This window comes from Ensifer sp. GW101-20A05, from assembly GCF_059424735.1.
Genome location: NZ_JBWKZT010000008.1, coordinates 16,346 through 42,037 on the forward strand (window position 1 = coordinate 16,346; position 25,692 = coordinate 42,037).

At 60.7% G+C, this 25,692-nt stretch carries 30 protein-coding genes; 12 read left to right on the forward strand and 18 right to left on the reverse strand.

The features are described 5' to 3' along the window. Positions 1-110 precede the first annotated feature (110 nt). The 6 genes from AC070A_RS19890 (at position 111) to AC070A_RS19915 (ending at position 6,399) form a co-directional block, all read left to right on the forward strand. Positions 111-1,142, forward strand: a complete 1,032-nt coding sequence (locus AC070A_RS19890) for a LacI family DNA-binding transcriptional regulator (protein ID WP_492384163.1) — start codon at positions 111-113, stop codon at positions 1,140-1,142. Positions 1,143-1,317: 175 nt separating this feature from the next. After that, positions 1,318-2,130: a TIM barrel protein gene (locus tag AC070A_RS19895; protein WP_492384164.1), complete on the forward strand. Its 813-nt coding sequence runs from the start codon at positions 1,318-1,320 to the stop codon at positions 2,128-2,130. Positions 2,131-2,363: 233 nt separating this feature from the next. After that, a complete protein-coding gene (locus tag AC070A_RS19900) occupies positions 2,364-3,293 on the forward strand; it encodes a sugar ABC transporter substrate-binding protein (protein WP_057251408.1) in 930 nt (309 codons plus the stop codon). A gap of 168 nt (positions 3,294-3,461) precedes the next feature. Continuing rightward, the gene (locus tag AC070A_RS19905) at positions 3,462-5,003 is read left to right on the forward strand and encodes a sugar ABC transporter ATP-binding protein (protein WP_113736873.1); all 1,542 of its coding nucleotides are present in this window, start codon (positions 3,462-3,464) and stop codon (positions 5,001-5,003) included. 34 nt (positions 5,004-5,037) lie between these two features. Further along, the gene (locus tag AC070A_RS19910) at positions 5,038-6,063 is read left to right on the forward strand and encodes an ABC transporter permease (RefSeq protein WP_113736872.1); all 1,026 of its coding nucleotides are present in this window, start codon (positions 5,038-5,040) and stop codon (positions 6,061-6,063) included. Positions 6,064-6,276: 213 nt separating this feature from the next. Then, positions 6,277-6,399, forward strand: a complete 123-nt coding sequence (locus tag AC070A_RS19915; RefSeq protein ID WP_425987491.1) for a hypothetical protein — start codon at positions 6,277-6,279, stop codon at positions 6,397-6,399. A 125-nt stretch (positions 6,400-6,524) separates the two neighbouring features. Here the strand turns inward: AC070A_RS19915 and AC070A_RS19920 are convergent, their stop codons facing one another. Both AC070A_RS19920 and AC070A_RS19925 read right to left on the reverse strand, forming a co-directional pair. Further along, the gene (locus AC070A_RS19920; RefSeq protein WP_492384166.1) at positions 6,525-7,904 is read right to left on the reverse strand and encodes a sensor histidine kinase; all 1,380 of its coding nucleotides are present in this window, start codon (positions 7,902-7,904) and stop codon (positions 6,525-6,527) included. After that, complete coding sequence (locus AC070A_RS19925; RefSeq protein WP_492384167.1) at positions 7,901-8,578, reverse strand: response regulator; 678 nt, start codon at positions 8,576-8,578, stop codon at positions 7,901-7,903. Before AC070A_RS19925 ends, AC070A_RS19920 begins: the two co-directional genes overlap by 4 nt. A 77-nt stretch (positions 8,579-8,655) precedes the next feature. Between AC070A_RS19925 and AC070A_RS19930 the strand changes: the two genes are divergently transcribed. Beyond that, positions 8,656-9,723 (forward strand): ABC transporter substrate-binding protein, encoded by a 1,068-nt coding sequence (locus AC070A_RS19930; protein ID WP_110881105.1) that lies wholly within the window; start codon positions 8,656-8,658, stop codon positions 9,721-9,723. A 43-nt stretch (positions 9,724-9,766) separates the two neighbouring features. Here the strand turns inward: AC070A_RS19930 and AC070A_RS19935 are convergent, their stop codons facing one another. Next, positions 9,767-10,216 carry a DUF1801 domain-containing protein gene (locus AC070A_RS19935; RefSeq protein ID WP_492384168.1) on the reverse strand — a complete coding sequence of 150 codons (450 nt, stop codon included), beginning with the start codon at positions 10,214-10,216 and terminating at the stop codon, positions 9,767-9,769. Positions 10,217-10,285: 69 nt separating this feature from the next. Beyond that, positions 10,286-10,741 carry a DUF1801 domain-containing protein gene (locus tag AC070A_RS19940; protein WP_492384418.1) on the reverse strand — a complete coding sequence of 152 codons (456 nt, stop codon included), beginning with the start codon at positions 10,739-10,741 and terminating at the stop codon, positions 10,286-10,288. A gap of 539 nt (positions 10,742-11,280) precedes the next feature. Between AC070A_RS19940 and AC070A_RS19945 the strand changes: the two genes are divergently transcribed. From AC070A_RS19945 to AC070A_RS19965, 5 genes are all read left to right on the forward strand, one after another. Continuing rightward, positions 11,281-12,225: a Bug family tripartite tricarboxylate transporter substrate binding protein gene (locus AC070A_RS19945; protein WP_112948249.1), complete on the forward strand. Its 945-nt coding sequence runs from the start codon at positions 11,281-11,283 to the stop codon at positions 12,223-12,225. Beyond that, positions 12,222-12,713, forward strand: a complete 492-nt coding sequence (locus tag AC070A_RS19950) for a tripartite tricarboxylate transporter TctB family protein (protein WP_492384170.1) — start codon at positions 12,222-12,224, stop codon at positions 12,711-12,713. The genes AC070A_RS19945 and AC070A_RS19950 overlap by 4 nt, the downstream gene beginning before the upstream one ends. A gap of 14 nt (positions 12,714-12,727) precedes the next feature. Continuing rightward, entirely contained in the window at positions 12,728-14,245 is a 1,518-nt protein-coding gene (locus AC070A_RS19955; protein WP_110881100.1) for a tripartite tricarboxylate transporter permease, read from the forward strand. Between the two features lie 159 nt (positions 14,246-14,404). Beyond that, positions 14,405-14,572, forward strand: coding sequence for a hypothetical protein (locus tag AC070A_RS19960; RefSeq protein ID WP_110881099.1), 168 nt, complete (start codon positions 14,405-14,407; stop codon positions 14,570-14,572). Positions 14,573-14,790: 218 nt separating this feature from the next. Then, positions 14,791-14,958, forward strand: coding sequence for a hypothetical protein (locus tag AC070A_RS19965; RefSeq protein WP_089045897.1), 168 nt, complete (start codon positions 14,791-14,793; stop codon positions 14,956-14,958). A gap of 178 nt (positions 14,959-15,136) precedes the next feature. Here the strand turns inward: AC070A_RS19965 and AC070A_RS19970 are convergent, their stop codons facing one another. The 14 genes from AC070A_RS19970 to AC070A_RS20035 all read right to left on the reverse strand — a co-directional run bounded on the left by AC070A_RS19970 (position 15,137) and on the right by AC070A_RS20035 (position 25,691). Continuing rightward, on the reverse strand, positions 15,137-15,655 hold the full coding sequence (locus AC070A_RS19970; protein ID WP_492384171.1) for a universal stress protein: 519 nt from the start codon (positions 15,653-15,655) through the stop codon (positions 15,137-15,139). Between the two features lie 94 nt (positions 15,656-15,749). Next, complete coding sequence (locus AC070A_RS19975) at positions 15,750-16,025, reverse strand: hypothetical protein (RefSeq protein ID WP_492384172.1); 276 nt, start codon at positions 16,023-16,025, stop codon at positions 15,750-15,752. 101 nt (positions 16,026-16,126) lie between these two features. Next, positions 16,127-17,119 carry a P-type DNA transfer ATPase VirB11 gene (gene virB11 / locus AC070A_RS19980; RefSeq protein ID WP_492384173.1) on the reverse strand — a complete coding sequence of 331 codons (993 nt, stop codon included), beginning with the start codon at positions 17,117-17,119 and terminating at the stop codon, positions 16,127-16,129. 10 nt (positions 17,120-17,129) lie between these two features. Next, positions 17,130-18,302, reverse strand: coding sequence for a type IV secretion system protein VirB10 (gene virB10, locus AC070A_RS19985; RefSeq protein ID WP_494773569.1), 1,173 nt, complete (start codon positions 18,300-18,302; stop codon positions 17,130-17,132). 9 nt (positions 18,303-18,311) lie between these two features. Further along, positions 18,312-19,166: a P-type conjugative transfer protein VirB9 gene (virB9, locus tag AC070A_RS19990; protein WP_492384174.1), complete on the reverse strand. Its 855-nt coding sequence runs from the start codon at positions 19,164-19,166 to the stop codon at positions 18,312-18,314. After that, complete coding sequence (locus tag AC070A_RS19995) at positions 19,166-19,837, reverse strand: VirB8 family type IV secretion system protein (RefSeq protein WP_492384175.1); 672 nt, start codon at positions 19,835-19,837, stop codon at positions 19,166-19,168. Before AC070A_RS19995 ends, virB9 begins: the two co-directional genes overlap by 1 nt. Positions 19,838-19,841: 4 nt before the next feature. Then, on the reverse strand, positions 19,842-20,117 hold the full coding sequence (locus AC070A_RS20000; RefSeq protein WP_492384176.1) for a hypothetical protein: 276 nt from the start codon (positions 20,115-20,117) through the stop codon (positions 19,842-19,844). Positions 20,118-20,154: 37 nt separating this feature from the next. Next, positions 20,155-21,090: a TrbL/VirB6 family protein gene (locus AC070A_RS20005; RefSeq protein ID WP_492384177.1), complete on the reverse strand. Its 936-nt coding sequence runs from the start codon at positions 21,088-21,090 to the stop codon at positions 20,155-20,157. Between the two features lie 3 nt (positions 21,091-21,093). Continuing rightward, complete coding sequence (locus tag AC070A_RS20010; protein WP_492384178.1) at positions 21,094-21,324, reverse strand: EexN family lipoprotein; 231 nt, start codon at positions 21,322-21,324, stop codon at positions 21,094-21,096. Further along, a complete protein-coding gene (virB5, locus tag AC070A_RS20015) occupies positions 21,321-22,019 on the reverse strand; it encodes a P-type DNA transfer protein VirB5 (RefSeq protein ID WP_492384179.1) in 699 nt (232 codons plus the stop codon). Before virB5 ends, AC070A_RS20010 begins: the two co-directional genes overlap by 4 nt. Further along, the gene (locus AC070A_RS20020) at positions 22,019-24,385 is read right to left on the reverse strand and encodes a VirB4 family type IV secretion/conjugal transfer ATPase (RefSeq protein WP_492384180.1); all 2,367 of its coding nucleotides are present in this window, start codon (positions 24,383-24,385) and stop codon (positions 22,019-22,021) included. The genes virB5 and AC070A_RS20020 overlap by 1 nt, the downstream gene beginning before the upstream one ends. After that, a complete protein-coding gene (locus AC070A_RS20025) occupies positions 24,378-24,719 on the reverse strand; it encodes a VirB3 family type IV secretion system protein (RefSeq protein WP_492384181.1) in 342 nt (113 codons plus the stop codon). Before AC070A_RS20025 ends, AC070A_RS20020 begins: the two co-directional genes overlap by 8 nt. Before the next feature lie 4 nt (positions 24,720-24,723). After that, complete coding sequence (locus AC070A_RS20030) at positions 24,724-25,023, reverse strand: TrbC/VirB2 family protein (RefSeq protein ID WP_492384182.1); 300 nt, start codon at positions 25,021-25,023, stop codon at positions 24,724-24,726. Further along, on the reverse strand, positions 25,020-25,691 hold the full coding sequence (locus AC070A_RS20035) for a lytic transglycosylase domain-containing protein (RefSeq protein ID WP_492384183.1): 672 nt from the start codon (positions 25,689-25,691) through the stop codon (positions 25,020-25,022). The genes AC070A_RS20030 and AC070A_RS20035 overlap by 4 nt, the downstream gene beginning before the upstream one ends. Between the last annotated feature and the right edge of the window lies 1 nt (position 25,692).

A 25,692-nucleotide genomic window follows, 5' to 3' on the forward strand; every position in this document is an offset into this window, starting at 1 on the left:
CAATGACGATAGGTTGACTTTTGCTAGGTCTCAATGCAGCAATGATATATTCTATCAAATGATGTCATCTTCTGCATATCATTTGTGATGCAAACCTATCAGGAGAAGCGATGAGCAACCGTCCGACCATTGCCGACCTCGCACGGACCGCCGGTGTCAGCGTCGCGACTGTCGATCGCGTCCTGAACGGACGGCATCCGGTTCGAGAGGAGACTGCGCGCCGTGTCTACGAGGCAGCCAAGTCTATCGGCTACCACGCGGTTGGCCTCATCCGGCAGCGCGTCTTCGAAGACCTGCCGCAGTACAGACTTGGCTTTGTGCTGCAGAAGCCGGACCAGTCCTTCTACAAGGCGGTTGCAAAGGAGATCGAAAACGCGGCGCTTTCGCTGTCAAACGCACGTGTTTTCGCCCAGGTCGACTTCGTAGCAAATTCGACACCGACGGCGATTACGGAAAAGCTTCGTGCGGCTGCGGCGCGAAACCAGGCGGTTGCGCTCGTTGCTCCTGATTATCCGGCGGTGACGGCCGCGATCGAGGAGTTGAAGGAGCGCGGGATCCCGGTTTTCTCACTGCTTTCGGACTTCGCGGCCGGCGTGCGTGAAGGTTATGTCGGGCTCAATAACCACAAGGTCGGTCGCACCGCGGCATGGATGATCGCCAAGGCAGCCAAACGCCCCGGCAAGGTCGCCGCCTTCGTCGGCAGCCATCGCTTCCTCGGCCACGAACTTCGAGAAATCGGGTTCCGCTCCTATTTTCGCGAACATGCGCCGGATTTCGAAGTGCTTGATACGATGGTCAACCTCGATACGGCCGAGATCACGCACGAGGCAACACTGAACCTTTTGCAACGTCATCCGGGTCTGATCGGCTTTTACGTCTGCGGCGGGGGCATGGAAGGTGCCATCTCGGCAATCCGCGAGGAAAAGCTGGAAGGCAAGCTTATTGCCGTCGTCAACGAATTGACGCCGGAGTCCCGGGCGGCCCTTGGAGATGATGTCGTCACGCTGGCGATCTCAACCCCAACAGCGACGCTTGCGCGCGAAACGGTCAATCTGATGATCCAGGCGATCGACAAGGGCCCGACGGGTGCCCCAGGGCAGACCTTCCTGCCCTTCGATCTCTTCACGCCTGAAAATATCTAGCGAAGGATGAAAGAATCCAATCATTGACGAAAGGCAATATTGCAGCAATGCAAGCCCTTTGCGTCACTCGCTCTTTGACTGTCCTCCAGCAGTTGGTGAAATGTCTGCGACGCTGTAAATGGAATGAACGTTCTATTTGCAAAGCGTGACCCGTCCCACTGGAGGAGACATTCCCGTGACAACCCTGCCCTTCGCCCTCAATCATATGACCACGCCCGGTCTTCCGCTCGGCGCCTTCTTCGAACTTGCCAAATCCCTCGGGATCTCCTCCGTCGAGATCCGCAACGACCTTTCCGGCAATGCCATCATCGACGGCACGCCGGCCAAGGATGTAGCGGCTATCGCCAGTCGCAATGGCATTACGATTATCTCGATCAACGCGTTGCAGCGCTTCAACGAGTGGAATTCGGATCGTCAGAAAGAAGCCGGAGAGCTGATAGCCTATGCGCGCGATTGCGGTGCCAAGGCCCTCGTCCTCGTGCCCGTCAACGACGGCTCCGGCCAGGCGGACGGCGAGCGACAGGCAAACCTTCGTGAAGCGCTTGCCGCACTGAAACCGATGCTCGAATCGGCCGGAATTATCGGCCTTGTCGAGCCGCTGGGCTTCGAAATCTGCTCGCTGCGCTCGAAGACGGAGGCTGTCGAGGGGATCAAGGCGGTCGGAGGAGAAAGTACCTTCCGACTGGTGCACGATACGTTCCATCACCACCTCGCCGGCGAACCCGCAACCTCTCCTGAGATGACCGGGCTCGTGCATATTTCCGGCGTAACCGACGGTCGGGTCGCCGTTTCCGATCTGCGCGACTCGCATCGCGTTCTGGTCGATCAGGATGACGTTCTCGACAATGTCGGCCAGATACGGCGCCTGCGTGCCGAGGGCTATGCAGGGCCGCTTTCCTTTGAAGCGTTTGCCGCCGAAGTCCACGCGGTCGCCCATCCGGCGGCTGCGATCAGGCAGAGTGTGGACCACATTCAAACCCGGATCTGATCCGCCGCGGCCTGGCTGCGGGAAAACGATGCGTGGCGCCGCATCAGGTCTTGACGACGCCCCCATAAAATGGAATACATATTCCGTAATTGCAATTTACTGGTTCGTTTATTCCGTTTTATCCGAAGGCGTAACGGGAGTGACGCTTTCGATGTGAATGAGCGCAATCCGACAAGGATTTCGCTCCCGGCAGGAGAAGGTGTCGCCGGGCACCATTGTGGAGGAGAGAGACAATGAAGAAATTCGTGCTGGGTACAGCGCTGGCCGTGATGATGTCGACGGCTGCGCATGCCGAGACCATCGGCGTGTCGATGGCCCTTTTCGATGACAACTTCCTAACGGTCTTGCGCAACGGCATGTCCGATTACGCCAAGACGCTCGACGGCGTCGAACTGCAGATCGAAGACGCGCAGAACGACGTTTCGAAGCAGCAGAGCCAGATCCAGAACTTCATCGCAGCCGGCGTGACCGCCATCATCGTCAACCCGGTCGATACCGATGCGACGGCAGCCATGTCGAAGATTGCCGCCGACGCCGGCATTCCGCTCGTCTACGTCAACCGCGAGCCGGTCAACGTCGACACTCTGCCGGAAAAGCAGGCTTTCGTCGCGTCGAACGAACAGGAATCCGGCACGCTGCAGACGCAGGAAATCTGCAAGATGCTTGGCGGCAAGGGCAAGGCCGTCGTCATGATGGGCGAACTGTCCAACCAGGCCGCCCGTATGCGCACGAAGGACATTCACGACGTGCTCGCGACCGACCAATGCAAGGGTATCGAGATCGTCGAGGAGCAGACGGCCAACTGGTCGCGTACGCAAGGGTCGGACCTTCTGACGAACTGGCTCTCCGCCGGACTTGAGTTCGATGCGGTCATCGCGAACAACGACGAAATGGCGATCGGCGCGATCCAGGCGTTGAAGGCCGCCGGCCGTTCGATGGACTCCGTCGTCATCGGCGGCATCGACGCAACGCAGGATGCGCTTGCCGCCATGGCTGCGGGCGATCTCGACGTGACGGTGTTCCAGAACGCCGCCGGCCAGGGCAAGGGTTCGGTCGACGCCGCCTTGAAACTCGCCAAGGGCGAGGCGGTCGACAAGAAGGTCTACATTCCCTTCGAGCTGGTGACCAAGGAAACCCTCGACAAGTATCAGGCCAAGAACTGATCGCCTGCAGCGGGAGCGCAGGATCACCTGCGCTCCCGCTCAAATATGCAAGTCCCGCTGCGGATGTCTGCGTCCTTTTGGATGCGACCTGCGATTAAATGGGCTGGTGACCCGCCAGCGATGAGGACTTTTCCGCGACAGCCGGAAACGACGGGGGAGGCAAGGAACATGACGCTCAGTCCGACAACGATGGCAGCCGTGCGCGCCAGCGGCGCCGTACCGAAGGCCGAATATCTTCTTTCGGCGGAAGGCATCCGCAAGGAATTCCCGGGCGTCGTCGCCCTTGACGACGTCGAATTCAAGTTGAAGCGCGGCACGGTCCATGCGCTGATGGGTGAAAACGGCGCCGGCAAGTCGACGCTGATGAAGATCCTCGCCGGCATCTATACGCCCGACAAGGGCGACATCAGGTTGAAGGGCGTCGACATCCGACTGAAATCGCCGCTCGACGCACTCGAAAACGGCATCGCGATGATCCATCAGGAACTGAACCTGATGCCGTTCATGACGGTCGCGGAAAACATCTGGATCCGCCGTGAGCCGAAGAACCGCTTTGGCTTCGTCGACCACGGCGAGATGAACCGCATCACCGCCCGGCTGTTCGATCGCCTGAAGATCAAGATCGATCCGGAGATTGAGGTCCGCCATCTGTCCGTTGCGAGCCGGCAGATGGTCGAGATCGCCAAGGCGGTCTCCTATGAATCCGACGTGCTGATCATGGACGAACCGACCTCGGCGCTGACCGAGCGCGAGGTCGCGCACCTCTTCGAGATCATCCGCGACCTGCGCGAGCAAGGGATCGGCATCGTCTACATCACCCACAAGATGAACGAGCTGTTCGAAATTGCCGATGAGTTCTCGGTGTTTCGTGACGGCAAATTTATCGGCACCCATGCCTCGAGCGACGTCACCCGCGACGACATCATCCGCATGATGGTCGGCCGCGAAATCACCCAGATGTTCCCGAAGGAGGAAGTGCCGATCGGCGATGTCGTCCTTTCGGTAAAGAACCTGGCGCTCGACGGTGTCTTCCGCGACGTCTCCTTCGATGTCCGCGCCGGCGAAATCCTCGGCATTGCAGGCCTCGTCGGCTCCGGCCGCTCCAACGTCGCCGAGACGCTCTTTGGCGTGACACCGGCAAGTTCCGGCACGATATCGATCGACGGAAAAACCCTTTCAATCAATAGCCCTAACACTGCAATCAGGCACCGAATGGCGTTCCTCACCGAGGACCGCAAGGACACAGGCTGTCTTCTGATCCTCGACATCCTCGAGAACATGCAGATTGCCGTGCTGCAGGATCGCTTCGTCAAAGGCGGCTTCGTCACCGAAAAACAGATCACCGCCGCCTGCGAAGAGATGAGCCGCAAGCTGCGCGTCAAGACGCCGAACCTGCAGGAGCGCATCGAGAACCTCTCCGGCGGCAACCAGCAGAAAGTGCTGATCGGCCGCTGGCTGCTCACAAATCCGCGCATCCTGATCCTCGACGAACCGACGCGCGGCATCGACGTCGGCGCCAAGGCGGAAATTCACCGGCTCGTCACCGAACTCGCGCGAAACGGGGTCGCCGTCATCATGATTTCTTCGGAAATGCCAGAGGTGCTCGGCATGAGCGACCGCATCATGGTCATGCACGAGGGCCGCGTCACCGGCTTCCTCGACAGGGCGGAAGCAACCCAGATCAAGGTCATGGAGCTCGCCGCGAGTTGAGCGGGAAGCGACCCGACGAAAGGGAGGAATGAAAATGGATACCAATGTCGCCGCACAGGGCGCGAGCACATCGCTTACCGGCGCAAAGCGCCGCCTGCCCCCCGAATTCAACATCTTCCTCGTATTGATCGGCATTGCGCTGGTTTATGAGGTTCTTGGCTGGATCTTCGTCGGCCAGAGCTTCCTGATGAACCCACAGCGCCTGACGATCATGATCCTGCAGGTCTCGGTGATCGGCATCATCGCCGTCGGCGTGACCCAGGTCATCATCACAGGTGGCATCGACCTTTCCTCGGGCTCCGTGGTCGGCATGACGGCGATGATCTCGGCAAGCGTCGCCCAGGCCTCCACCTGGCCCCGAGCGCTCTATCCGTCCCTGACCGACATGCCGGCGATCGTTCCGATCGGGCTTGGCGTTAGTATCGGCCTCCTCGCAGGCTTCATCAACGGCCAGCTCATCGCCCGCACCAAGATCCCGCCCTTCATCGCGACGCTCGGCATGATGGTGTCGGCACGCGGTATCTCCAAGTGGTACACCAAGGGCCAGCCGGTCTCCGGCCTCACCGAGCAGTTCAACTTCATCGGCACCGGCATCTGGCCCGTCATCGTCTTCCTCGTCGTCGCGATCATCTTCCACATCGCCCTGCGCTATACCCGCTATGGCAAGTTTACCTATGCGATCGGCGCCAACGTTCAGGCAGCCCGCGTCTCGGGTATCAATGTCGAAGCACACCTCATCAAGGTCTATGCCATTGCCGGCATGCTGGCGGGCCTCGCCGGCGTCGTCACCGCTGCCCGCGCCCAGACCGCACAGGCAGGCATGGGTGTCATGTACGAACTGGATGCGATCGCCGCGACCGTCATCGGCGGCACGTCGCTCACCGGCGGCGTCGGCCGCATCACCGGCACGGTGATCGGCACCATTATCCTCGGCGTCATGACTTCTGGATTCACCTTCTTGCGCGTCGACGCTTACTACCAGGAAATCGTCAAGGGCCTGATCATCGTCGCAGCCGTCGTCATCGACGTCTACCGACAGAAAAACCGCAAGAAGGCTTGACGCTCAAAAGAATAACCCTCCTCCCAGTGAAGCCAACTGGCCGGGATGATGAAAATCATCCCGGCATTTTCTTTTTCGCCGGCAGGTATTTCGTCCGCCATATGCCGTTTTCCACATATGCTTGGCGCGCAGAGCTGCCCCGGCGCGAGCGCTCTGGCAAAATCCCCGCCAATGCACTATACGACAGGCGTCCAAAACTATCGGAGACTTATCATGTTGTCGCAGCGCAAGCTTGCGAGCCAGTTTCATCCGCGTTTCGTTCTACAGCTTTGGAACGCGATGCTGCGGGTACAGACCCGCGAGACAGCTTCCCTCTTCGGCCACCGCGGCCGCTAAGCAAACAATCGAAAATGCCGCAACCATTTTGGGCGTGTCGACCTGACGGCCTGCAGATGGTTTTTGCTCATCCGGCCCGCAATCGCGGCGCCGGACAGAGCCGGCCCGACAGAGCCGATCTGTGACTAGCCCGCTGGAAAGAGGATGGTCACCTTGAGGCCCCGGCCATCGGCCCCCTCGCTGAGACGGGTCGTCGCGCCGTAGAGTTCGGAAATCTCCTCGACGATCGGCAGACCAAGCCCCGAGCCCGGCGCTTCGCTGCCTCCGCGCTCGAAGCGGCGGAGCACCGATTCGCGCATTTCCGGCCGAATTCCCGGCCCGTTGTCCTCCACCTCGAGCGACACCGAACCGCCTTCGGCGAGTACGCGCGTTGTCACCTCTGCACCCCGGCCGGCATAAAGCAGCGCGTTGCCGATCAGGTTCTTCAGCATCTCAGCCACCAGCAGCGGCTCGGCGCGAATGAAGGCTTCGCCCTCGCCGTCAAAGCCGAGATCGATATCCGCTTCGCCTGCAGCGGGTACATGTTCTGCCGTGATCTCCCGCACGAGATCGACGAGATCGACGCGCACCAGCATCCGCGCCTCGTTCTTCCCGGCCGCGTCGATTTTCGCCATCAGCAGCAATTGCCCCAGGATGCGTTCGGCATTGGCGACCGCTTCATCGGCCTTTTTCACCGCGCCATGCGTTTCCTCGATCGACCCTGCGCGCTGCGCCAGGGCGAGCTGGGTTCGAATAATCGCCAGCGGCGTGCGGAGTTGATGGCTGGCGTTGCCGGTGAAATTGCGTAGCGCATCGAGGGCCGACTGCAGGCGTCCCATGAAGGAATTGACGGTATCGACGAGCCCTTGGACTTCGTTCGGTACGCGTTCTCCGATAGGGTGCAGATCATCCGGATTACGCTCCGAAATCGCATCTCCGAGCCGGTAGAGCGGGCGCAGCGAAAACGTGACTGCGATCCAGACGATGACTGCAGCACCTGCGATCATCATGCCGAGGCGCAGCGCCGAGCGGAAAAGGATGGTCTGCGCAAGTTGCCGCCGCGCGATCGTCGTTTCGGCAACGGTCACGACAAAGGGTACCGAATTGATCCCGGTCGAGGCGGAACGGCGGAGCGCTGCGATGCGGATCGGTTCGCCGCGGAAGGACGAATCCGCAAAGGTCGTGGATGTCCCCGGCTCCTCCGCAAGCGACGGCAACGTCTGGTAACCCGTGATGAACTGTCCGGGCGGTCCGTCGACCCTGTAGAAAACGCGATCCTGGGCCGCAGAGGTCAACATCTCCAGGGCAACATAGGGAATATCGACCTCCAGCGAGCCATCCTCCGCGACAACGACGCGTTCCGCGATCGCCAATGCGGAGCCGGCAAGCACGCGGTCGGAGACAACGTTGGCGGTCGTCACAGCCTCGCGGTAGGTGTCCGTGAGCGCTATGACGCCGATGACGACCGTCGAAATCAGCAGCCAGCCAAGCAGGCGCCGGCGGAGGGAGTAGACCGTCGCCTTCATTCCGGCCCGGCCATCTTGTCGAGGTAGTAGCCGATGCCGCGGGCCGTGCGAACTGTGAGGCCATGCGGCGCCAGCCGCTTGCGCAGCCGACTGACATATTGCTCGATCGCGTTGGAGCTCAAATCATCGTCGAAGCCGGTCAGCGACTGCATGATCGCGTCCTTGGCAACCACCTTTCCGGCCCGCATGAACAGGAGTTCGAGAAGCCCGAGTTCGCGCGCCGGGATCTCGATCGGCACGCCGCCTGAGGAGAAGCTGCGCGTATTGAGATCGAGCGAAACATTGCCATAGCTCACAGTGGATGCTCTGAGCCCGGCCTGCCGGCGCAGCAACACGCGCACCCGCGCTTCGAGTTCGCCAACGTCGAACGGCTTGATCATGTAATCATCGGCGCCGAGATCGAGACCTTTGATCCGCTCCTCGGGCGCGCCCCGCGCCGTGAGGATCAGCACCGCCGCGCGGTTCTGCCGGGCGCGCATCCCCCGCAAAACGTCGAGCCCGTCCATCTCCGGCAGGTTGAGATCGAGGATGACGAGATCGAAGGTTTCAGTTGCCGCAACCGCATGCGCCGACGCGCCATCACTGACAACATCGACGGCGTAGCCGCTGCCACGCAAAATGGCAGACAGGCCCTCGGCCAGGTCCTGGTTGTCCTCAACAAGCAAGATACGCAAATATCGTCACTCCCCGATCCACCTTATCCGGCGACGCCTTGCTTGTGAACGGTGACACGCTGAGGCATTGTGGATTCATGCGGTTCTTGATTTCTCTTCTTTTTTTTGCACTTTGCCCCCGGCTGCTCCTTGCGGCGCCGATCATATTTCCGGCCCTTTCTGGCAACTCCGACGCGCGCACGCTGGTGGTTTATTCCTCGCTCGATGAGCCTCTCGCCAGGCCGATGATCATCGGTTTCCAGAGGGCCAATCCGGATGTCACTGTGCGCTACGAAGACATGCTGACCGGCGAGATCTATGACCGCATCATCAAGGAGACGGATGCCGGCATGAAGACGGCGGACTTCGCCTTTTCTTCCGCCATGGACCTGCAAGTCAAGCTCAGCAACGATGGCTATGCCCAGCGCAGCGACCTGCCGATGAGCGACCGTTGGCCCGCCTGGGCGAACTGGCGCAACACCGCTTACGCACTCACCTTCGAACCGGCCGTCTTTGTGTATCACAAACCGAGTTTTACGACGGAAAAGCCGCCGTCCACACGTGCCGAATTCGTCGACTACCTCAAGCGCCAGGGCGCCAACGTCTTCGGCCGCATTGGAACCTACGACATCGAGCGCTCCGGTGTCGGCTTCCTCTTCATGGCACGTGACCAGGAGCAGTTCGGCGATATCTGGGATGTGATCCAGGCCATGGGTGCCGCTGGCGTCAAGCTCTACTCCACCAGCGAGGCCATCCTCGAGCGTGTTGCCGACGGGCGCTTCGTGCTCGGCTATAATATCCTTGGCTCCTACGCGGCGGACTGGGCAGCGCGGCATCCGGATGTCGGGATCGTTCTGCCCAAGGACTACACGGTGGTGATGTCGCGAATTGGCCTCGTTCCTCAGGCCTCGGCCTCTCCGGACCTTGGACGCCGCTACCTCGAATTCTTCATGTCCAAGGAAGGACAGACGATTATGGCGCGAGAACTGCAGATCGCCGCCGTCAGCCCAGAGGTCGCCGGAGAAAACACCGCAAACACCATGCAGGAAATGCTCGGCGCTCAATTGCGCCCGGTTCCCGTTAGCCCCGGACTGATGGTCTATCTCGACCAGGTAAAGCGCTCGCGTCTGATCGCCAAATGGAACGAAGTCCTGCGGCTCCACTGAAATCAGGGCGCGCGCCAATTCGGCGGCGCCCTGAATGGGAACGTCAGGCTTTCTTCCTGGAGCGGCCGCTACGTTCGGCTTGTACCGACAGGTTCAGATCCACGGCAGCTCGAATGAGGGCCTTCAAAGCATCCTCATCGATCCTTTGGCCCTCGTGGATATCGATCGCCCGCCGGATATTGCCGTCGAGGCTTGAATTGAAGAGACCCGAGGGATCTTCCAGTGATGCGCCCTTGGCGAAGGTCATCTTCACCACCGCCTTGTAGGTCTCGCCGGTACAGATGATCCCCGCATGTTCCCAAACCGGAACGCCTCTCCATTTCCATTCCTCGACGACCTCGGGATCGACCTCCTTGATGAGCTTCCTAACCCGCCCAAGCATCTCTCCCCGCCAGTCGCCCAGTTCAGCTATCCTGGCATCGATCCGTTCGGAGGCAGGCGCTTCTCCCTCCACCGCATCAGTCTTCGTCATCTTTCCCGTTGCTTTCTTCATCCGATCATCTCCACGCAGGTATCACACATCACGCGGGGTGCGCTCTGCACGACGTCACTGACATTCCGCTCACATACGTTCGCCGGGCAATTGGCTCGCTTGTTTTACCCAATCGCTGAATTGTGCCTCATCTATCTCGTCTTTTTCGTGGATATGGAAATAGCGCGCATTTGCCATCTTGGATTCGACAGGTGGCGGCGGGCTGAGGGCCGCGCCATTGAAGAACGCGACCTTGACGTATTTCGCAAAGCAGTGAACGCCGAGGAACCATCCGTCGCCCTCCATGCCATAAAGCGGCGAACTCCACTTCACGGCCTTTTGCGCCTTCGGGACGGCGCTCATGATAAGCAGGTCGAGATGGCGCCCGACCGCACTCTTCCAGCCCGGCATGGCGGCGATATAGGCCTGCACCGGCGCATCGCCATGGCCCTCGGCGATCTGGGGATTGCCGCCTGAGAGCAATTTCGGCTGATCTGCAACCGCCTGTCCCTTCTCCTCTTTTTCGCCTTCCTTTTTGACTGACATTCGCGTCCGCGTGGCGTTTCCCTTTGTTGGTCGCTTCGATGTCACATTGGCGATCTTGGAGTTGGCTGTCTTGGTCATTGCTCCATCCTTTCGAACAGGTCTCGGGGCGAACAGGTCTTCGGGGTGGCCGGCGCGACACTACCACAGCTTGCCGTCCTCGCGATATCGCTGCCATCATACGTGGAACCGGCACCTCGGCTCCGAGGTTTCGATTCGCCCATTTCCCGGTGGACCAACCTCTCCGAATTCGGCCACCGAGGCTGACAGAGGCTATCTCCCTCGTTGGCGCGGCCAAGAATCTAAGATTTCGTAAACGTCACGCCCCGAAAAGCGCATTCAGGGCTTGATGTCAGCTAAATGTCAGCTTTCTATGTTGCCTTAGGGTCACTGGCACCCGTGGAGGCGGGTCGCCGGTTGCGCACTGGGAGGAAGCCACCAATCCGGTCAAGCGACAAGGGTCGAAAGAACCCGTCGCCGTCTTCCCGTTCGCACTGAGCAACAACGTGCGCGGTGAAAACGCGCCTCACGGAGGACTGACCTTGAAACACTTTTTCCTCGCAACGATTCTCGCCGGCGCCATGTCGCTGCCGGCCTTCGCCGCTGATTACACCATCATCGCGCCGGCAAACCCGGGCGGTGGCTGGGACCAGACGGCACGCTCGCTGCAGACCGTCATGCAGCAGGAAGGCATCTCCGGCAACGTTCAAGTTCAGAACGTTCCAGGTGCTGGCGGCACGATCGGCCTCGCCCAGTTCGCAAGCCAGCAGAAGGGCAATGCGAACGCCCTGATCGTCGGCGGCTATGTCATGGTCGGCGCGATCCTCACCAACAAATCCCCGGTCACCCTTAAGGACGTGACGCCGATCGCTCGCCTCACCGGCGAATATGAAGCGGTCGTCGTGCCGGCTGCATCGGACATCAAGACGATGGCCGACCTTGTCGAAGCCCTGAAGAAAGATCCGGGCGCAGTCTCCTGGGCAGGCGGCTCGGCCGGCGGCACCGACCATATCGCCGTTGGCCTGATCGCCAAGGCTGCCGGCGTCGATCCGACCAAGATCAACTACATCGCCTATTCCGGCGGCGGTGAAGCGCTTGCCGCAATCCTTGGCAGCCAGGTGACTGCCGGCGTTTCCGGCTACGGCGAATTCGAATCTCAGGTCAAGGCCGGCACGCTCCGCCTGCTCGCCGTATCGGGCCCCGAGCGCATTGCGGGCGTCGACGCTCCGACACTCAAGGAATCGGGCCTCGACGTAGTCGTCGAAAACTGGCGGATGGTCGCAGCCGCTCCGGGACTGTCGGATGAGCAGAAGGCTGCCGTCTCGGCCGATATCGAGAAGCTTGCGAAGTCCGCCGGCTGGCAGGAAGTTCTGAAGACCAAGGGCTGGCAGGACAGCTATCTCGCCGGTGATGCCTTCAACGCCCAGCTCGAAAAGGACGTTGCGGCAACCGAAGGTGTTCTCAAGGACATTGGACTGGTGAAATGACCAAGGGGCATCACCCTTCAACCGCAACGCGTCGCCCGGATCGGGCGGCGCTCTTCATCGCGGTGGTTCTCGCCGCTATCGCTAGCCTCATTTTTTGGGATGTGTCGCGCCTGGCAGGCGCTGCCGGCTACTCCCAGGTCGGACCGACGACGGTGCCCTATGCGATTGCCTGCTGTCTTCTGGCTCTCGCTATCTGGACGGGCTTCGAAGCGTTTCGCGGCGATTTCCCGGAGCGTGAACGCCAGGAGGTTGCTCCGGTCATCTGGATCGTTGGCGGCCTTGCTGCCCAGATGCTCCTGCTGAAAGTCGCGGGTTTTTCGATCGCCACCGGCATTCTGTTCGCGCTGACCGCGCGCGGTTTCGGCAAACGCAAGCTTTGGTTTTCTCTCCCCGTCGGCATCGTGCTCTGTTTCGTCGTCTGGGTGATTTTCGCCAAGCTCCTGCAACTGTCGCTGCCCGCGGGGCCGCTTGAACGCCTGTTCTTCTAAGAGGGCCGACGACCATGGCTACTTTTGATTTCCTGCTGCAGGGATTGCTGGTTGCTGCCCAGCCGATGAACCTGCTCTATGCGCTGATCGGCGTCACGCTCGGAACCGCCGTCGGCGTTCTGCCCGGCATCGGGCCCGCACTGACCGTGGCTCTCCTCCTGCCCGTTACTTATCGGCTCGATCCCGGCGGTTCGCTGATCATGTTCGCCGGCATCTACTATGGCGGCATGTATGGCGGCTCGACCACGTCGATCCTCCTGAACACACCAGGCGAAAGCGCGTCGATCGTGACCGCGCTCGAGGGCAACAAGATGGCGCGCGCCGGACGCGGCGGCCCGGCGCTGGCGACAGCTGCGATCGGCTCGTTCGTCGCCGGCCTCATCGCCACGCTCGGCCTCGCTTTCATCGCGCCCTATATCGTCAAGCTGGCCCTGGTCTTTGGTCCGCGCGAGTACTTCGCGCTGATGGTGCTGGCGTTCGTCACCGTCTCTTCGGCCTTCGGCGATTCCACCCTTCGCGGCCTGACGTCGCTATTTGTCGGGCTGGCACTTTCCGTCGTCGGCATCGACCAGTTGACCGGCCAGGCGCGCCTCTCCTTCGGCGTTCCGGAACTGCTTGACGGCATCGAAGTTACGACGCTCGCCGTTGCCATGTTCGCCATCGGCGAAACGCTCTTCATCGCTGCGCAAGGCGACAAGGGGCCCGACAAGGTCGAGGCAGTTCGTGGCTCGGTCTGGATGAATGCCTCCGACTGGGCACGTTCCTGGAAGCCCTGGCTGCGTGGCACCATCATCGGCTTCCCGATCGGCGCCATGCCGGCCGGTGGCGCCGAGATCGGCACCTTTCTGTCCTATGCTGCAGAAAAGCGTCTGACGAAGCATCCGGAAGAGTTTGGCAATGGCGCAATCGAGGGCGTTGCAGGTCCCGAGGCCGCCAACAACGCGTCCGCCGCCGGAACGCTCGTACCTCTCCTGACGCTCGGCCTGCCGACGACCGCAACAGCTGCAATCATGCTCGCCGGCTTCCAGCAATACGGCCTGCAGCCAGGCCCCCTGCTGTTTGCGACCAATCCGCAGCTCGTCTGGGGCCTGATCGCCAGCTTGCTCATCGCCAACTTCATGCTGCTGGTCCTGAACCTGCCGCTGATCGGTCTTTGGGTGAAGCTACTGACGATCCCGAAGCCGTGGCTCTATGCCGGCATTCTGCTGTTCGCGACGCTGGGAACCATCGGCGCCAACCCATCCGTCTACGAACTCGGCATGCTGCTCGCTTTTGGCCTGCTCGGATACGCCATGCGTGTCTTCGGTTATCCGATCGCCCCCGTCGTCGTCGGCCTGATCCTCGGTCCGCTGGCCGAACAGCAGCTTCGCCGGGCGCTTGCCATCAGCCAGGGTGACTACAGCGTGCTGTTCACCTCGCCGATCGCCGCTGTGCTCTTGATCATTGCGGCAGCGGCCCTGATCGTGCCCCTGATCCTGCGGGCACGTGGTCGTGGCGAAGTCCTTTCGCAGCTTGCGGCGAACGAAGACTAATAGCGCCTCCCTCCCAAGGCCTATCCGCAGGCCCGGTCGGTTTGATTGCCGACCGGGCCTGCTTCCGTTGCATGGCTGAAATGCCCAATTGTGCATTGCAACAAGACCGGCCAGCCCCATCTTTTGCTCATCAAAGAGAAAACGAAAGCGAGCAAGAAGATGGCTACCACAACTTACCACAAGGGTTTCATCGGTCGTGCGTTCGCAGTTCTCGGCGCTGCCAGCGCTGCCGCCGCCGCTGTCGAAGGTCACCGCCGCCCGAAGGCAAGCGACCTGCGCACCCTCGGCATCGACCCGGCAACCTTCCCGGACACGCGCCGCGGCTAGTGAATTTCAACGCGCCTAAGGCGCGCCTTATCCTCCCAAGGATAAACGGCTCGGGATCGGTAGATCACCGGGCCGTTATGCGTTTATGGGGTAGAGCCTCGACGCGCGAAACCGGACTGCTTTCCCTGCATGGCTGACGTGCCCAATTGTGCATTGCAAAAAGTCCAGCCAGCCCCCATCTTTTGCTCATCAAAGAGAAAACGAAAGCGAGCAACAAGATGGCTACCACAACTTACCACAAGGGTTTCATCGGTCGTGCGTTCGCAGTTCTCGGCGCTGCCAGCGCTGCCGCCGCCGCTGTCGAAGGTCACCGCCGCCCGAAGGCAAGCGACCTGCGCACCCTCGGCATCGACCCGGCGAACTTCCCGGACACGCGCCGCGGCTAACGAATTCCGGTGCCTAATTGGCGCCATATCCTCCCAAGGATAAACGGCTCGGGATCGGTAGATCGCCGGGCCGTTGCTATGTTGGACAAGCGCGTCCCTACCTCATCGGGCTTCGTCGAACGCCTTCAACGCGCTGGCGGCGTACGCAGGACATAACGACGCGTAGCGTTACGTCCCCTCATTTCTTCGCGCGATAGATCAATACCGGTATCGTCGAATGAGCCAGCACCTTGGCGGCTACGCTGCCGAGCATCAGGCTTCCGACGCCACCGCGACCATGCGACGCCATGACGATGAGATCGGCATCTTTGCGTGTCGCCTGGTCGATGATTGCGCGGTAGACCTCGTGGCTGCTGACCTGCTCCGTCTGGCACGCCACGCCTTCCGCCTCTGCCTTGCGCGCCAAAGCCGCGAGCATTTCCGCGGCGTGCTTGCTGGCCAGCGCCTCGTATTCGTGGCGCGTGCCCGACACCTGCTCGGGATCGACCGAAAAGAGATGGAATGGTTCGGTAACGGCAAGGATGGTCACTTTTGCGCTGGCCTCCTTCGCGAAGGCTATGCCTGCATCGACAACGGCGAACCGTCGGTGGGTATGAGAATATTGCGAAACATGGGATCCTCCTTCTCCAGGTTCATTCAAGCCTACCGTCCCCAGCCCCTTTTTCCTGGTCCCGATCAACGTTCCGGACTTCAGCACGGAGACGCCGACTAAGCCCTGAGGGGTGCCTTGCCATCGCCTGGATAGAGCAGCGCGAGATCGCGAAGCAGTTTTGCATTTTTGGCGAAGCCGCTTAGCGGCCTTTGCCGAAGAGGAAGAAATCCCGCAGTCGCCGGCGCAGGATGTAGGACCAGGGCACCTCTGCATCGATCGCCTCGTAGCCGGCTTGCGTCAGCGAGAACTCGACACGGCCGCCGCCTCCTTCTCTTCGGGTAATGTATTGCATATTGAGGGCGCGAAAGACCGCCGCATGCAGTTCCCGTGGCCAATAGATTTCGTCTGCCGGCACCCGGTAGGCACCAGCCCTGTAAAGCTCCTCAAGCACACTCCTTAAATCGCTGGCCAGCATTGAATGTTTATCCGGCGCGGCGCGCGGTTTGGCAATGCGAGGCACGGACGACCCAACGAGATAGGTCGACGTTTCCAGCGCCGTTCCCGAACATTTGTCCGTCAATGTGCCCTGAAATAGAGCTCGGTCACGCGAAATTGCCGATCGATGCGCTTGCATTGTACGACGACGTCAATTGCGATTTTCAGGAGTTCGCGGATGTCGGTGCGCTCAAGGTATTGTCCGCCCTCCGATTCCTTTACGAGAAGCGTCAACTGTTCAAACGCCAGTTTCGCCGAGTCAGCGTGCACGGTCGTGATCGAGCCGGGATGCCCGGAGTTTACGTTACGGATGTAATAGAAAGCCGTCCCATCGCGCAGCTCCTGCAGAAGGATTCGATCGGGCCGCATGCGCAGACAGGATTCCAGAAGTTCCTTCGCACCGACTCGCGCAAGCCCCTGGCCTCCCTTGGAATAGAACAGCCGCACATGGTTCGGCTGATGGATCACAAGTTCCGGCGTGTCTTCAATCGAGATGACCCGCTCATCATCCGGAATATGACCAATGAGTGCCTTGGAGAGCGTGGTCTTCCCCGAGCCCGTCGCCCCTGAGATCACAATATTCTTTCGGGCCAGCACGGCCTCGCGGAGGAACTCGGCCCACGCGCCCCTTTGATGCAGATCGATAAGTTTCCGGTCCGTCGCACCGGCCACGTGACCGCCGGGCGTCATGTCAGCGAACAAGCCACCCTTCTCCAGGTCGCCAAGGCTTAATGTCGCCGACGAGGGCTTTCGGATCGTTATGCTGACCGTACCCTTGCTTGTTGCCGGCGGAATGACGATCTGGATCCGCTCTTCGCCAGGAAGTGTTGCCGACAGGATCGGTCGCGTTTCGTCGATGGATTGGTGGGAAAAGCTGGCAACGGCGCGGGCAAGGCGCAACAGCTTTTCAAAGGAAAGCTCCGGCAGATCATGGCTCCGCCAACCGCCGGAGCCTTCCGTCAACACCTGCCCGGGTTGATTGACGATTATTTCGTAGAGCGAGAGATCATCGAGGAACGGCACGAACGGCGAAAGCAGCTCACGAACGACCGTCTCGTCAGAACCCTCGATCATCACCCCTGCCCTACTTCGTGACGAGAGTCGGTCGCGGGCTGAAGTTCCCCAGCGCTGCCCGGTCGAGCACCTTGTTGCGCGGTTCCGTCACCCGCAGCCTGTAGACGCCGGAGAAATCGAGATCACGCGCCACAAAGATCGAGACGAGTTCGCCCTGATGTTTGTTGAGCGTCGGAGGAATGTTGATGGATTGCTCGACAGCAATTGCGGCCGCCTGCTGGCCGGCGCTTGTCGTGTTCTCAGCGTCGACGTCACTCTCCCGCAGGCGGCTGCTGGCATAGCTCGTGGCGTCGCCCACGATGGACAGGAGAAGCGCACTTCCAAACCGCTCCCACCAATGAGTGTCGACATAGCCGTCGACGCCAGCCCGGCCGAGCGCATCCGTCGCCGGCGAGGCCAAGGTGACGATGACGCCGTTCGGCGTTTTCGCGCGGTTCCAGAGCACGAAGAGGCGCTTCTGTCCTCGCTGAAGGCCGCCGCGATACTCGCCGACGACTTGCGTGCCTTTTTCCATCAGCACGACGCGGCCATTATCCGACAGGACATCCCGGTTGATCACGCAGCTGGTGAAGCCGGGCTGATCAGACGCCAGTGCCGTTTCCAGGACACAGGGTATCGAGGTGCCCATCGCGACGATGAAGTTCCGATTACCGAGCGCGCCAGCGCGCGAGCCCTCAAGTTTCGTTGGCCGTAGCAACCCGTTGAACCGCTGTTCGTCAGTATTGGCCGAGTTCTGCCCCATTATGTTTCCATCGAGCGGCACGAAATTGGTGTCCCCGGACATAAGTGGATCTGCGGTCTCACGGTGCGATGTCGTGTTATTCGGTCCACCGCTGAAGGCCATGACCGGAGCCCGGCGCGCCGAGTCGAGCAGCGGATCTTCCTCCTTTACCTCCTCGGACACGACAGGGGTCGGCAGCTTCACTTCCGGTACCTGCTGAACCGGCTCCACCCTTTCTTTGGCCGGTTCGAAATCCGCCGCCTGCCGAATGACAACCCGCTCGGGTCTCGTTATGTCCGCCGGCGTCTTCTCGCCGCTCACCGACCACAGGGCGAAGGCAACAAAGGCAGCAACGGCCAACGCGACCGCGCCGCGCCTCAAGACGGGATTGCTGTCGATCTTCCCGCCGGAAACCGTTTCGGCGCGTTCCCCCGGTATCCGGCTTTCATCTTCCTGAACCATGACAGCTTCCTATCGTGCCACACCGGCGTCGTTGCTAATGACGCGCTCGACCGACGGCGAGGTCGTGTTGGTGTCCGGGTTGATACCTGCCCGATCGTAGGCCTCATTGAAGACGCAGAGCACGTCCCGTCCCCTCCGCAGGATGAACTTCCGGCCGATCGCATGGACCAGGGCAAGATTGCCATCAACGGATTTCGGCACCAGGCTTTCACTGCCGTCTGAGTTCTCGATGTAGATCGCAGGCATTTCCTGATTGCCGACGAAGGCAAACGTCGTGACCTTGCCATTGTCGTAGACCGAGTGCGGCTCCAGCGCCTGGGAGCCTTGCGCCGAGTAGCGCCAATTTCGCGGACCATAGGCCTCATGAATGGCCAGCATGTTGTCGGCCTCCTTCCCCTGCGCGGCGATCGCTCGCGCCGCCGCGGCCTGGCGTCGCCGTTCGGCTTCGTCGGCGGGATAGCGGTACTTGACGTAGAAGTAGGTGTTATGACCGACCTCCACCTTCCCATCCCGCACCGTGAGTTCCATCTGATAGCTTCGGGTCGATCCGTCGCGCCGGGTGGTTACGACGGAGATATTGGTGACCGGCTGATTTTCCCGCGGTTTAAGAAACAGGATGTTACCTGCCGGCGCGACCTCCCAGGCAACACTGTTGCCAAGCGCGACGTGAGCAATCTCCTCGTCGGCGGCAAATTCCACCTGCACCGACGAGCGCAACGAGCCGATGATGCGGGTGATATTGTAGGGCTGGTAGTCGACAAAGCGGACACGGCTGTCCTGCGACGCACCGCGAGGGATTTCGAGGGCGAGCGCCGTGGAGGCGGAGGTAGTAAGGAGGAGGGTGGCGATGAAGATAGTCCGCATCAGTTGATGGCCTCCGGATCGGCTCGGTATTCGCCGACCGCAAAACCGAGAGGATTCACCAGCCGATCCGTCGACGACATCGGCGCGTTTGCATAGGAGAAGGTGAGCGTCGCAACCCAATGGGTTGTCCGGACTTCTTCCCCGCGGGTGATCGTGCGCATGTAGCGGACGGATACGACATGCGGATTGATCAGCGAGATCGAGGCGATGCTGATGCGTGCAGTGGCGCCGCGCCCGTAGGTGTTCTGTGGCGACTCCGGATTGCTGCCGCGATAATGCGCCGAAAACCGAGCCTGCTCCGGCTGCGTAGACAGCAAGGCGACGGTGCGGAAGTTCTCCTCCGCTTCGCTCCAGACATAGCCTTCGCGAGCGCGCACGTACTTCGCGGCAAAGTACTTGGTTACGGCCTCATCATAAGTACCGGCCGTAGACGTCAATGCCGAGACGACATCGACGATGCCCGTCGAATTGTCGACCCGCACAACAAATGGCTCGACCGTTTTCAGCGGCGTGAGGCCGGCAACAGCAAAAGTCGAAGCCCCGGCAAGGATACCTGCGACAATGGCCACGGACCAAGCGATGCGCGCCGAGCGCTCGACCTGGATCACGCGGTCCTGGTCGAAACGCCGCGCCCTCTCGAAATATGACTTGAGTTCGTCCCCGGAGACCATAGCGTCACCCTTTGCACGAACGATAGGAAGCGTCGATGTCGAGATGGGCGAAGGCGGGAGGTTCCCTGCCCTCTTCGACATAAGCTGTGGCGACGGACTGAGAGGTCGCCGGTCCAGCATCGAACTGTTTCTGTTTGAGGCTGCTATTGTCTTCCCACTGCCACATCGAGCGATTGAGGGGGCGGCGCGAATAGCCGTCGCATTTCGTGAGCGGATAGGTCAGCGATGCGCAACCGCTTAAGGCGACCGCTATGCAGAGCAGCGGAAATGTTCTGATCATTCCTGAAGAGCCTCTTGTCTTGTTCGTGCGAAATGCGTCACGATCCGGAGCCTTTCGAGCTAAAGGTTCGACCAATGGCGCGGACACCGCGTCCGGCTGCACGGGCAGTGTGGGACGCCGTCCAGGCGAGCGTGCTTTCGTGGGCGTCGCGTGCGGCGCCGTAACCGTAGGTCAACGACGCCCCGCCGGCGGCAAGCGCCGAAGCAATGTTGGGAAGCTGGTAGAAGACATACAGAGCGGCGATACAGATGGCGCAAAGCGCGATCGGCCGCATCAGCACATCGCTGTATCCCTCAATCGCCGTGAAGGTGGTGTCGATGCAGGTGATCAACAGAGAGCCGACAGCGACGACAAGGACCTGGAGGATCACGAAGTTCGCGAGCTGGCCGATCCAGGCCTCGGTGAAACGTCGCGTCGACTGGAACATCGCAAGCGCCACGAAGATCGGCCCGATCGCGAGCACGATGGCAAGCGCCAGCCGGGCATAGAGCGAGACGATGTAGCCGATGGCGGCGACGATGAAGCTCGCGCCAATGACCATCGCGCCACCGATACCCAACACAATATCCAGCGACCAGGAGGCTCGGGACCAGATATCGGCGGCTGAATCCTGTCCCTTGTCGAGAAGACTATCGAAGGTAGTGGCGCTCGGCGCCGCGCCGGTGTTCAGTGCCTGCGATATCTCACGCGGAAGCACATCGAAGAAGATGTCGGTGACATAGGTCCGGTACTCGCCGGCGTTCTTCACCAGCATGACGATGATGGCGAGCTTGATCGCCCGATAGGCAAAGTCAAGGATTGGTTCTTGGACCGAGCCGCGAAGAACGAGATAGCCGTAAAGGACGATATAGAGGGTAACCGCTGCCGTCAAAGGGCCCGAGATCCACTCGGAGACGTTTGAGGTCCCGTCGGAGATAAAGGTCTCCAGCGGTGTCTTGAACTGCTCGTCGACTGAAGCGAAGACCTGATACATGCCTCAGCCTCCAAGCGCTTTTCGCATTCGTCGAAAACGAGCCTTAAACTCTGCGGCGCCGGCGTTTTGGCAATTCGGGGTATTGCCTAGTTCACCTGGGTTGTTTCGACACGCCGCGATGATTTCGGACAGCAGAGCCTCATCTGCGATGAGTTCGTCGACCGTATAGGTCCGTTCGGCTTGCTCGGAGCAGCTGACCAATAGCACAGCGAGAAGAACGACATGGCCCTTCATTGCAGCGCAGCCTTCATTGAATCCATGCGTCGGCGCCAGTCCTCCACCTTACGCTGCTCGTCGACCTGTGCCTGGGCTTGCTGCACCATCCGAAGGGCCTCCATGCGCAATATATCGGTCTGCAGAAACGCGGTCTCTGCCTGAAGCCGCGCTTGAAGGTCAGCAATGTCCTTGGCGTCACCCGCCGTCGAAATCTTCGCACGCAGTTGGTCAATGCCATCGACGCGCTTGGCCGCGGCATCGTAGATATGCTGCGCTAGGCTCATCTGTCCCGCATTCCTGTTCTGAATGCGCGAAAGCTCCTGCGCGTAGAAGTCATCTGCGCTGGTCCGATACGTAGAATTCCCCTCAAGGAACTTTGAGGCCGTATCGCCGAAGACGCCCGTGCCATTGCCCTTGAACAGCCCCTCGATGGCGGTGAAATCCTCCGGCAACGCCTTGCGGACGCCCGGATCGTTCAAGACGCCGGCAACATCCGCCATATCAGTGATCTTGTTGAACGAGCCGTAGAGCTGTTGTGCCTGCTCAATCTGCTGATTGAGTGCATCGAGTTGTGCTTTCAGTTGCGCGATGCTCTCGAGGTGCTTGGCGATCGCGGTCCGGTCGATCACCGGGATCCCCTGCCCGGCTGCCGTGCCGGCGGAAAGGATGAGCGCGGCGGCTATTGCCGCGCTGTGAATTCGATAGGAAGCCATTAGTTCAAACTCCTTCTTTGCTGAAAAATCGGAAGCCAATCCGCAAGCCGGTCGCCGACTTCAGTGCGGATGGTATCGGCGAGTTCGACATTCGCGGTCCGGCCGGAGAGGATGGCTAGTTCGTCGTCGAAACCGCCGAGGTTCAGTTCGGCGACGACGCTATTGTGCCCTTGCTTCAATATGAATCGGCGGCTCTCGACGGAGAGCTCGCGTGCAATGAGTTCGTACTCCCGCTCGGTGAGCTTGAAGCCGTCGACATAGTCGGCGTGGTTACCGCGGGCATTCGGCAGGAAGATCTGCGTCGGGCATTGCTCGATGATCGTATGAGCGATCGGTGATACGATCGCATCGCGCGGACTTTGCGTCGCAAAGAGCATAAGGCCGTTCTGCTTGCGGATCGTCTTCAATTTATTCTGGGCGAGATCTCGGAACCCTTCGTCCTGGAGCGCCTTCCAGAACTCATCGATAACGATGATGATGCGCCTGCCATCGATCAGCTGCTCGACCCGGTGGAAGAGGTAGGCCATCAGGGGCGTGCGGATTTCCTCGTTATCGAGGAAGTCGGTCATGTCATAGCCGACGAATTTGCCGCCGACGCCGATGTCCTCAATGATGTTATCGAAGACCCAACCGAGCGGACCTCCGCTCTCCCACCGCCGCAGCCTCGCGGCAATCCCTTCAGGATCGGTGTTGTTGAGGAAGGTCCTGAGCGCGCCGATCGTCCGGCGCTCCACCGCCAAGTCGGCAAGGCCGTCGATGGCGGCGGCGATGTCGCGGAGTTCGGTTACAGTCAGTTCCCGAGTTGCCGAGCCGACAAGCCTGCCGACCCAGCGCGCAAGAAACACCTTGTTCTCCGGCGTCAGCTCAAGTGCCTTGAGGGGAGCGCACCCGGTCGGGACACCATTCTTGAGGGGCAGATAGGTGCCGCCGGCGGCGCGCACGTAGAGATCAGCTCCCCTGTCCTTGTCGAAGAACACCACATGCGGGTCATGCTTCTCGAGCTGCGACAGCATGAAGTTCAAAAGCACGGTCTTTCCTGCACCGGACGGTCCGCAGACAAAGGTGTTGCCGAGATCGCCATAATGGAAATTGAAGTAGTACGGTGAACCCGACGCCGTCTTGAAAAGGGCGACGGCAGGTCCCCATTCGTTGCCGTCCTTCCGACCGATCGGGTAGGAGTGGAATGGCGCAAGCGCCGCGAAGTTGCGGGACGTGATCGCGCCGGACCGGGCGCGATAGCGGAAATTGCCCGGCAACTGCGCCCACCAGGCAGCCTCAAGGCCGAGATCCTCACGCGCAACAACTGCACCACCACTGGTCAGACCGGCGCGTGCCTTGGCGAGATTGTCGGTCAGCTCCTTCACCGACGGAGCAAAGACGGCAAGCGTCAGATGGTGTTCGCCAAGTACGAACCGATTGGACTCCAGATCGTCCATCGCTTCATCGATCTCCTCGATCTGCGAGAACGCCTTGTCGCCGCTGCTGACCATCTGGTTCTGCTTGCGGCCCATGATGACGCGGGCGTCCGCCTTCGATACGAAGGAGAAGGATTGCGCCAGAATAACTTCGAAAGGACTGGTGAGCACACTGTCGAGCATGCCGGTCCGAGTTCTGGCCGGATATTCCTTGAAACTTAGTAGGCCGGTAAAGCGACTTTCGGCCTCGTGGCGAATCTCGATCGTCTCGCGGCCGAAGATGACCCGGTCGGAGTAGACCGCCGAGGCGATGCGACCCTCCGTCAGTGGAACCGGCTCCCGCCGGCCGCCGACGAGCTGGTGCAGCACCTCGCTCGGCTCCGAGAAGATCAGGCCCCTGTGCTCGTAAAGCGACAGCACGCGGGGATCGAAACGTTTCAACGCGGCCGTAACGTCGACGACCTTGTCTCGAAGCTGCTTGAGAGCCTCCTCATCCAATTCGGCACCTGCCCGACGGGACTGCAACAGACGCGACAAGAACGTCGCTGCCTTGTCGGCCGGGTCGCGTGCAGGAGACCAGTGGATCGTAAGATAAAGATCATTCCGGAACAGATCTTGGCCCACCATGCGCTCGCGGTATTTGTCGTTGAGCGCGGCCGAGAATGCGGTCGCGAAAGTGCCCACGGGATAGTCGCCGTCCCGGCGGCGAATGAGATGCGTCCACAAGGCGAGCCGCTCGTCGGCGATGTTGCGATAGAGCGTATTGAGGTCGCGATGGAGAGCGTTCAGGTCGAGGGCGTCCGCGGTCTCGAAAGAGACGCCCTCTAGCGCGATGATCACCATCAGTGCCCGGGAATCGAGCGCGATTGTCGACTCGTCGACGTGGCGGACGTAGGGGATGAAGGTCTCAGGACCGAGTTCGCGAGATCTGAGTGTGGCGAGGTTAGGCAAGTCCGAGATCCCTTTCGTCGTATTTGCGGGCGAGCTTTAGGGGGCTAAGCGTCGCTCCGCCCCAATAGCCGCTGTTGCGGGACCGACCGCGTGTTTCCACCCAGGCCAGCAATATGCGGAACATGTTGTGGTCGTGTTTGACGAGTGCGCGAAACAGGAGATGGAAGACGACGCCAACGAGCGCATAGGCGACCGAGCCTGCGACGATATAGAGGATGGTCGTCAGCATGATATTCATGCCCATGGCTTCCATCGTTACGCCGGCGATCATCGCCGGCCGGGTGCAGGCTATAAACAGCGTGTCTTCCTCAAGGACCGGCCGCGAACTCGCCATGGCGTCAGCTTCCGACGATGGTGTTCACGAGTTCGGTAGCGCCGAAAATGCCGCCAATGCCAATGATCCAGAACCCTGCGCGCCTCAGGTCCATGTAGCCGAACATCCAGGCAATGCAGATCACGATCACCGCGATGACGGCCAGAAGCTTGGCGATGTTGCCGGTCAGCATGTCGACGATGTTCTGCAGCACGGTTTCGATACCGGCGGCCTGCGCGAAGGCAGGTTCGACCATGGATGCCACAATGGCCGCTGCCATGACGACGGATGCGGCGACCGGGCGGATACGGGCACTGAAAGTCATTTACTCTCCTCCATTTGACTGTTCTGAAACACGAGGACGGAGGACCTCCGTCTCGAACTGAAAACGTCCCAGGACGGCACAGACACCGTTTGATCTGCCAGGGCCTCGTCCTTGCCGACATCGCCGATCGCCTCGACAAGAGGCGCTTCGTTGAGCTCCCTCTCCCGCCCGCCATCTTCGATCATGAGAGTCGTGATGTTTCTGGCGAGCCGGCTTTTTTCCTGGCGGACCTGCTCGTCGTACCTGACCATCGCGCCGAAAGAGGGATCGTTCCGTCCGTAGTAGGAGTGCAGCATCACCTGTTCGGCGCGGTTCGGGTCCGCGCCGGCTTTCACCGCCAGCCGGTAATATCCGTCGAGAAGCGTCGCCGTGGCCCGAAGGTTGAGGCATGGGTCGAAGGCGTCGGAAATCGAAAGGTTGAGCTTGCGGAGTTCTTCCATGCCGATGCCGCCGAGACCGAGCTGGATGTCCTGCCGACCGGCTGCCAATGACGTGGCGATTGCGATCGCCTCCACCTTCGTCGTGGGCTGCTCCGAGAGTGGTGCGCCGCTGTTGACCCGGATGGCGAAGGGTTCGAGCCGGCTTTCAAGGCTGACGATGGCGGCGAGTGTCTCGGCTGCAACTACGGGTGCACACGTTTGCGCCAAATCGAGGAAAGCAACAGGCATG

Bases quoted from the DNA above. Each gene is read 5' to 3' on its own strand.
- AC070A_RS20030 (WP_492384182.1), bottom strand. From the start codon at position 25,023: ATGACTTTCAGTGCCCGTATCCGCCCGGTCGCCGCATCCGTCGTCATG.
- AC070A_RS20025 (WP_492384181.1), bottom strand. From the start codon at position 24,719: ATGGCGAGTTCGCGGCCGGTCCTTGAGGAAGACACGCTGTTTATAGCC.
- AC070A_RS20005 (WP_492384177.1), bottom strand. From the start codon at position 21,090: ATGTATCAGGTCTTCGCTTCAGTCGACGAGCAGTTCAAGACACCGCTG.
- AC070A_RS19960 (WP_110881099.1), top strand. From the start codon at position 14,405: ATGGCTACCACAACTTACCACAAGGGTTTCATCGGTCGTGCGTTCGCA.
- AC070A_RS20010 (WP_492384178.1), bottom strand. From the start codon at position 21,324: ATGAAGGGCCATGTCGTTCTTCTCGCTGTGCTATTGGTCAGCTGCTCC.
- AC070A_RS19920 (WP_492384166.1), bottom strand. From the start codon at position 7,904: ATGAAGGCGACGGTCTACTCCCTCCGCCGGCGCCTGCTTGGCTGGCTG.
- AC070A_RS19940 (WP_492384418.1), bottom strand. From the start codon at position 10,741: ATGTCAGTCAAAAAGGAAGGCGAAAAAGAGGAGAAGGGACAGGCGGTT.
- virB5 (WP_492384179.1), bottom strand. From the start codon at position 22,019: ATGGCTTCCTATCGAATTCACAGCGCGGCAATAGCCGCCGCGCTCATC.
- virB11 (WP_492384173.1), bottom strand. From the start codon at position 17,119: ATGATCGAGGGTTCTGACGAGACGGTCGTTCGTGAGCTGCTTTCGCCG.
- AC070A_RS19930 (WP_110881105.1), top strand. From the start codon at position 8,656: ATGCGGTTCTTGATTTCTCTTCTTTTTTTTGCACTTTGCCCCCGGCTG.
- AC070A_RS20000 (WP_492384176.1), bottom strand. From the start codon at position 20,117: ATGATCAGAACATTTCCGCTGCTCTGCATAGCGGTCGCCTTAAGCGGT.
- AC070A_RS19935 (WP_492384168.1), bottom strand. From the start codon at position 10,216: ATGAAGAAAGCAACGGGAAAGATGACGAAGACTGATGCGGTGGAGGGA.
- AC070A_RS19910 (WP_113736872.1), top strand. From the start codon at position 5,038: ATGGATACCAATGTCGCCGCACAGGGCGCGAGCACATCGCTTACCGGC.
- AC070A_RS19955 (WP_110881100.1), top strand. From the start codon at position 12,728: ATGGCTACTTTTGATTTCCTGCTGCAGGGATTGCTGGTTGCTGCCCAG.
- AC070A_RS19915 (WP_425987491.1), top strand. From the start codon at position 6,277: ATGTTGTCGCAGCGCAAGCTTGCGAGCCAGTTTCATCCGCGTTTCGTT.
- AC070A_RS19965 (WP_089045897.1), top strand. From the start codon at position 14,791: ATGGCTACCACAACTTACCACAAGGGTTTCATCGGTCGTGCGTTCGCA.
- AC070A_RS19905 (WP_113736873.1), top strand. From the start codon at position 3,462: ATGACGCTCAGTCCGACAACGATGGCAGCCGTGCGCGCCAGCGGCGCC.
- AC070A_RS19900 (WP_057251408.1), top strand. From the start codon at position 2,364: ATGAAGAAATTCGTGCTGGGTACAGCGCTGGCCGTGATGATGTCGACG.
- virB9 (WP_492384174.1), bottom strand. From the start codon at position 19,166: ATGCGGACTATCTTCATCGCCACCCTCCTCCTTACTACCTCCGCCTCC.
- AC070A_RS20035 (WP_492384183.1), bottom strand. From the start codon at position 25,691: ATGCCTGTTGCTTTCCTCGATTTGGCGCAAACGTGTGCACCCGTAGTT.
- AC070A_RS19950 (WP_492384170.1), top strand. From the start codon at position 12,222: ATGACCAAGGGGCATCACCCTTCAACCGCAACGCGTCGCCCGGATCGG.
- virB10 (WP_494773569.1), bottom strand. From the start codon at position 18,302: ATGGTTCAGGAAGATGAAAGCCGGATACCGGGGGAACGCGCCGAAACG.
- AC070A_RS19995 (WP_492384175.1), bottom strand. From the start codon at position 19,837: ATGGTCTCCGGGGACGAACTCAAGTCATATTTCGAGAGGGCGCGGCGT.
- AC070A_RS19975 (WP_492384172.1), bottom strand. From the start codon at position 16,025: ATGCTGGCCAGCGATTTAAGGAGTGTGCTTGAGGAGCTTTACAGGGCT.
- AC070A_RS19890 (WP_492384163.1), top strand. From the start codon at position 111: ATGAGCAACCGTCCGACCATTGCCGACCTCGCACGGACCGCCGGTGTC.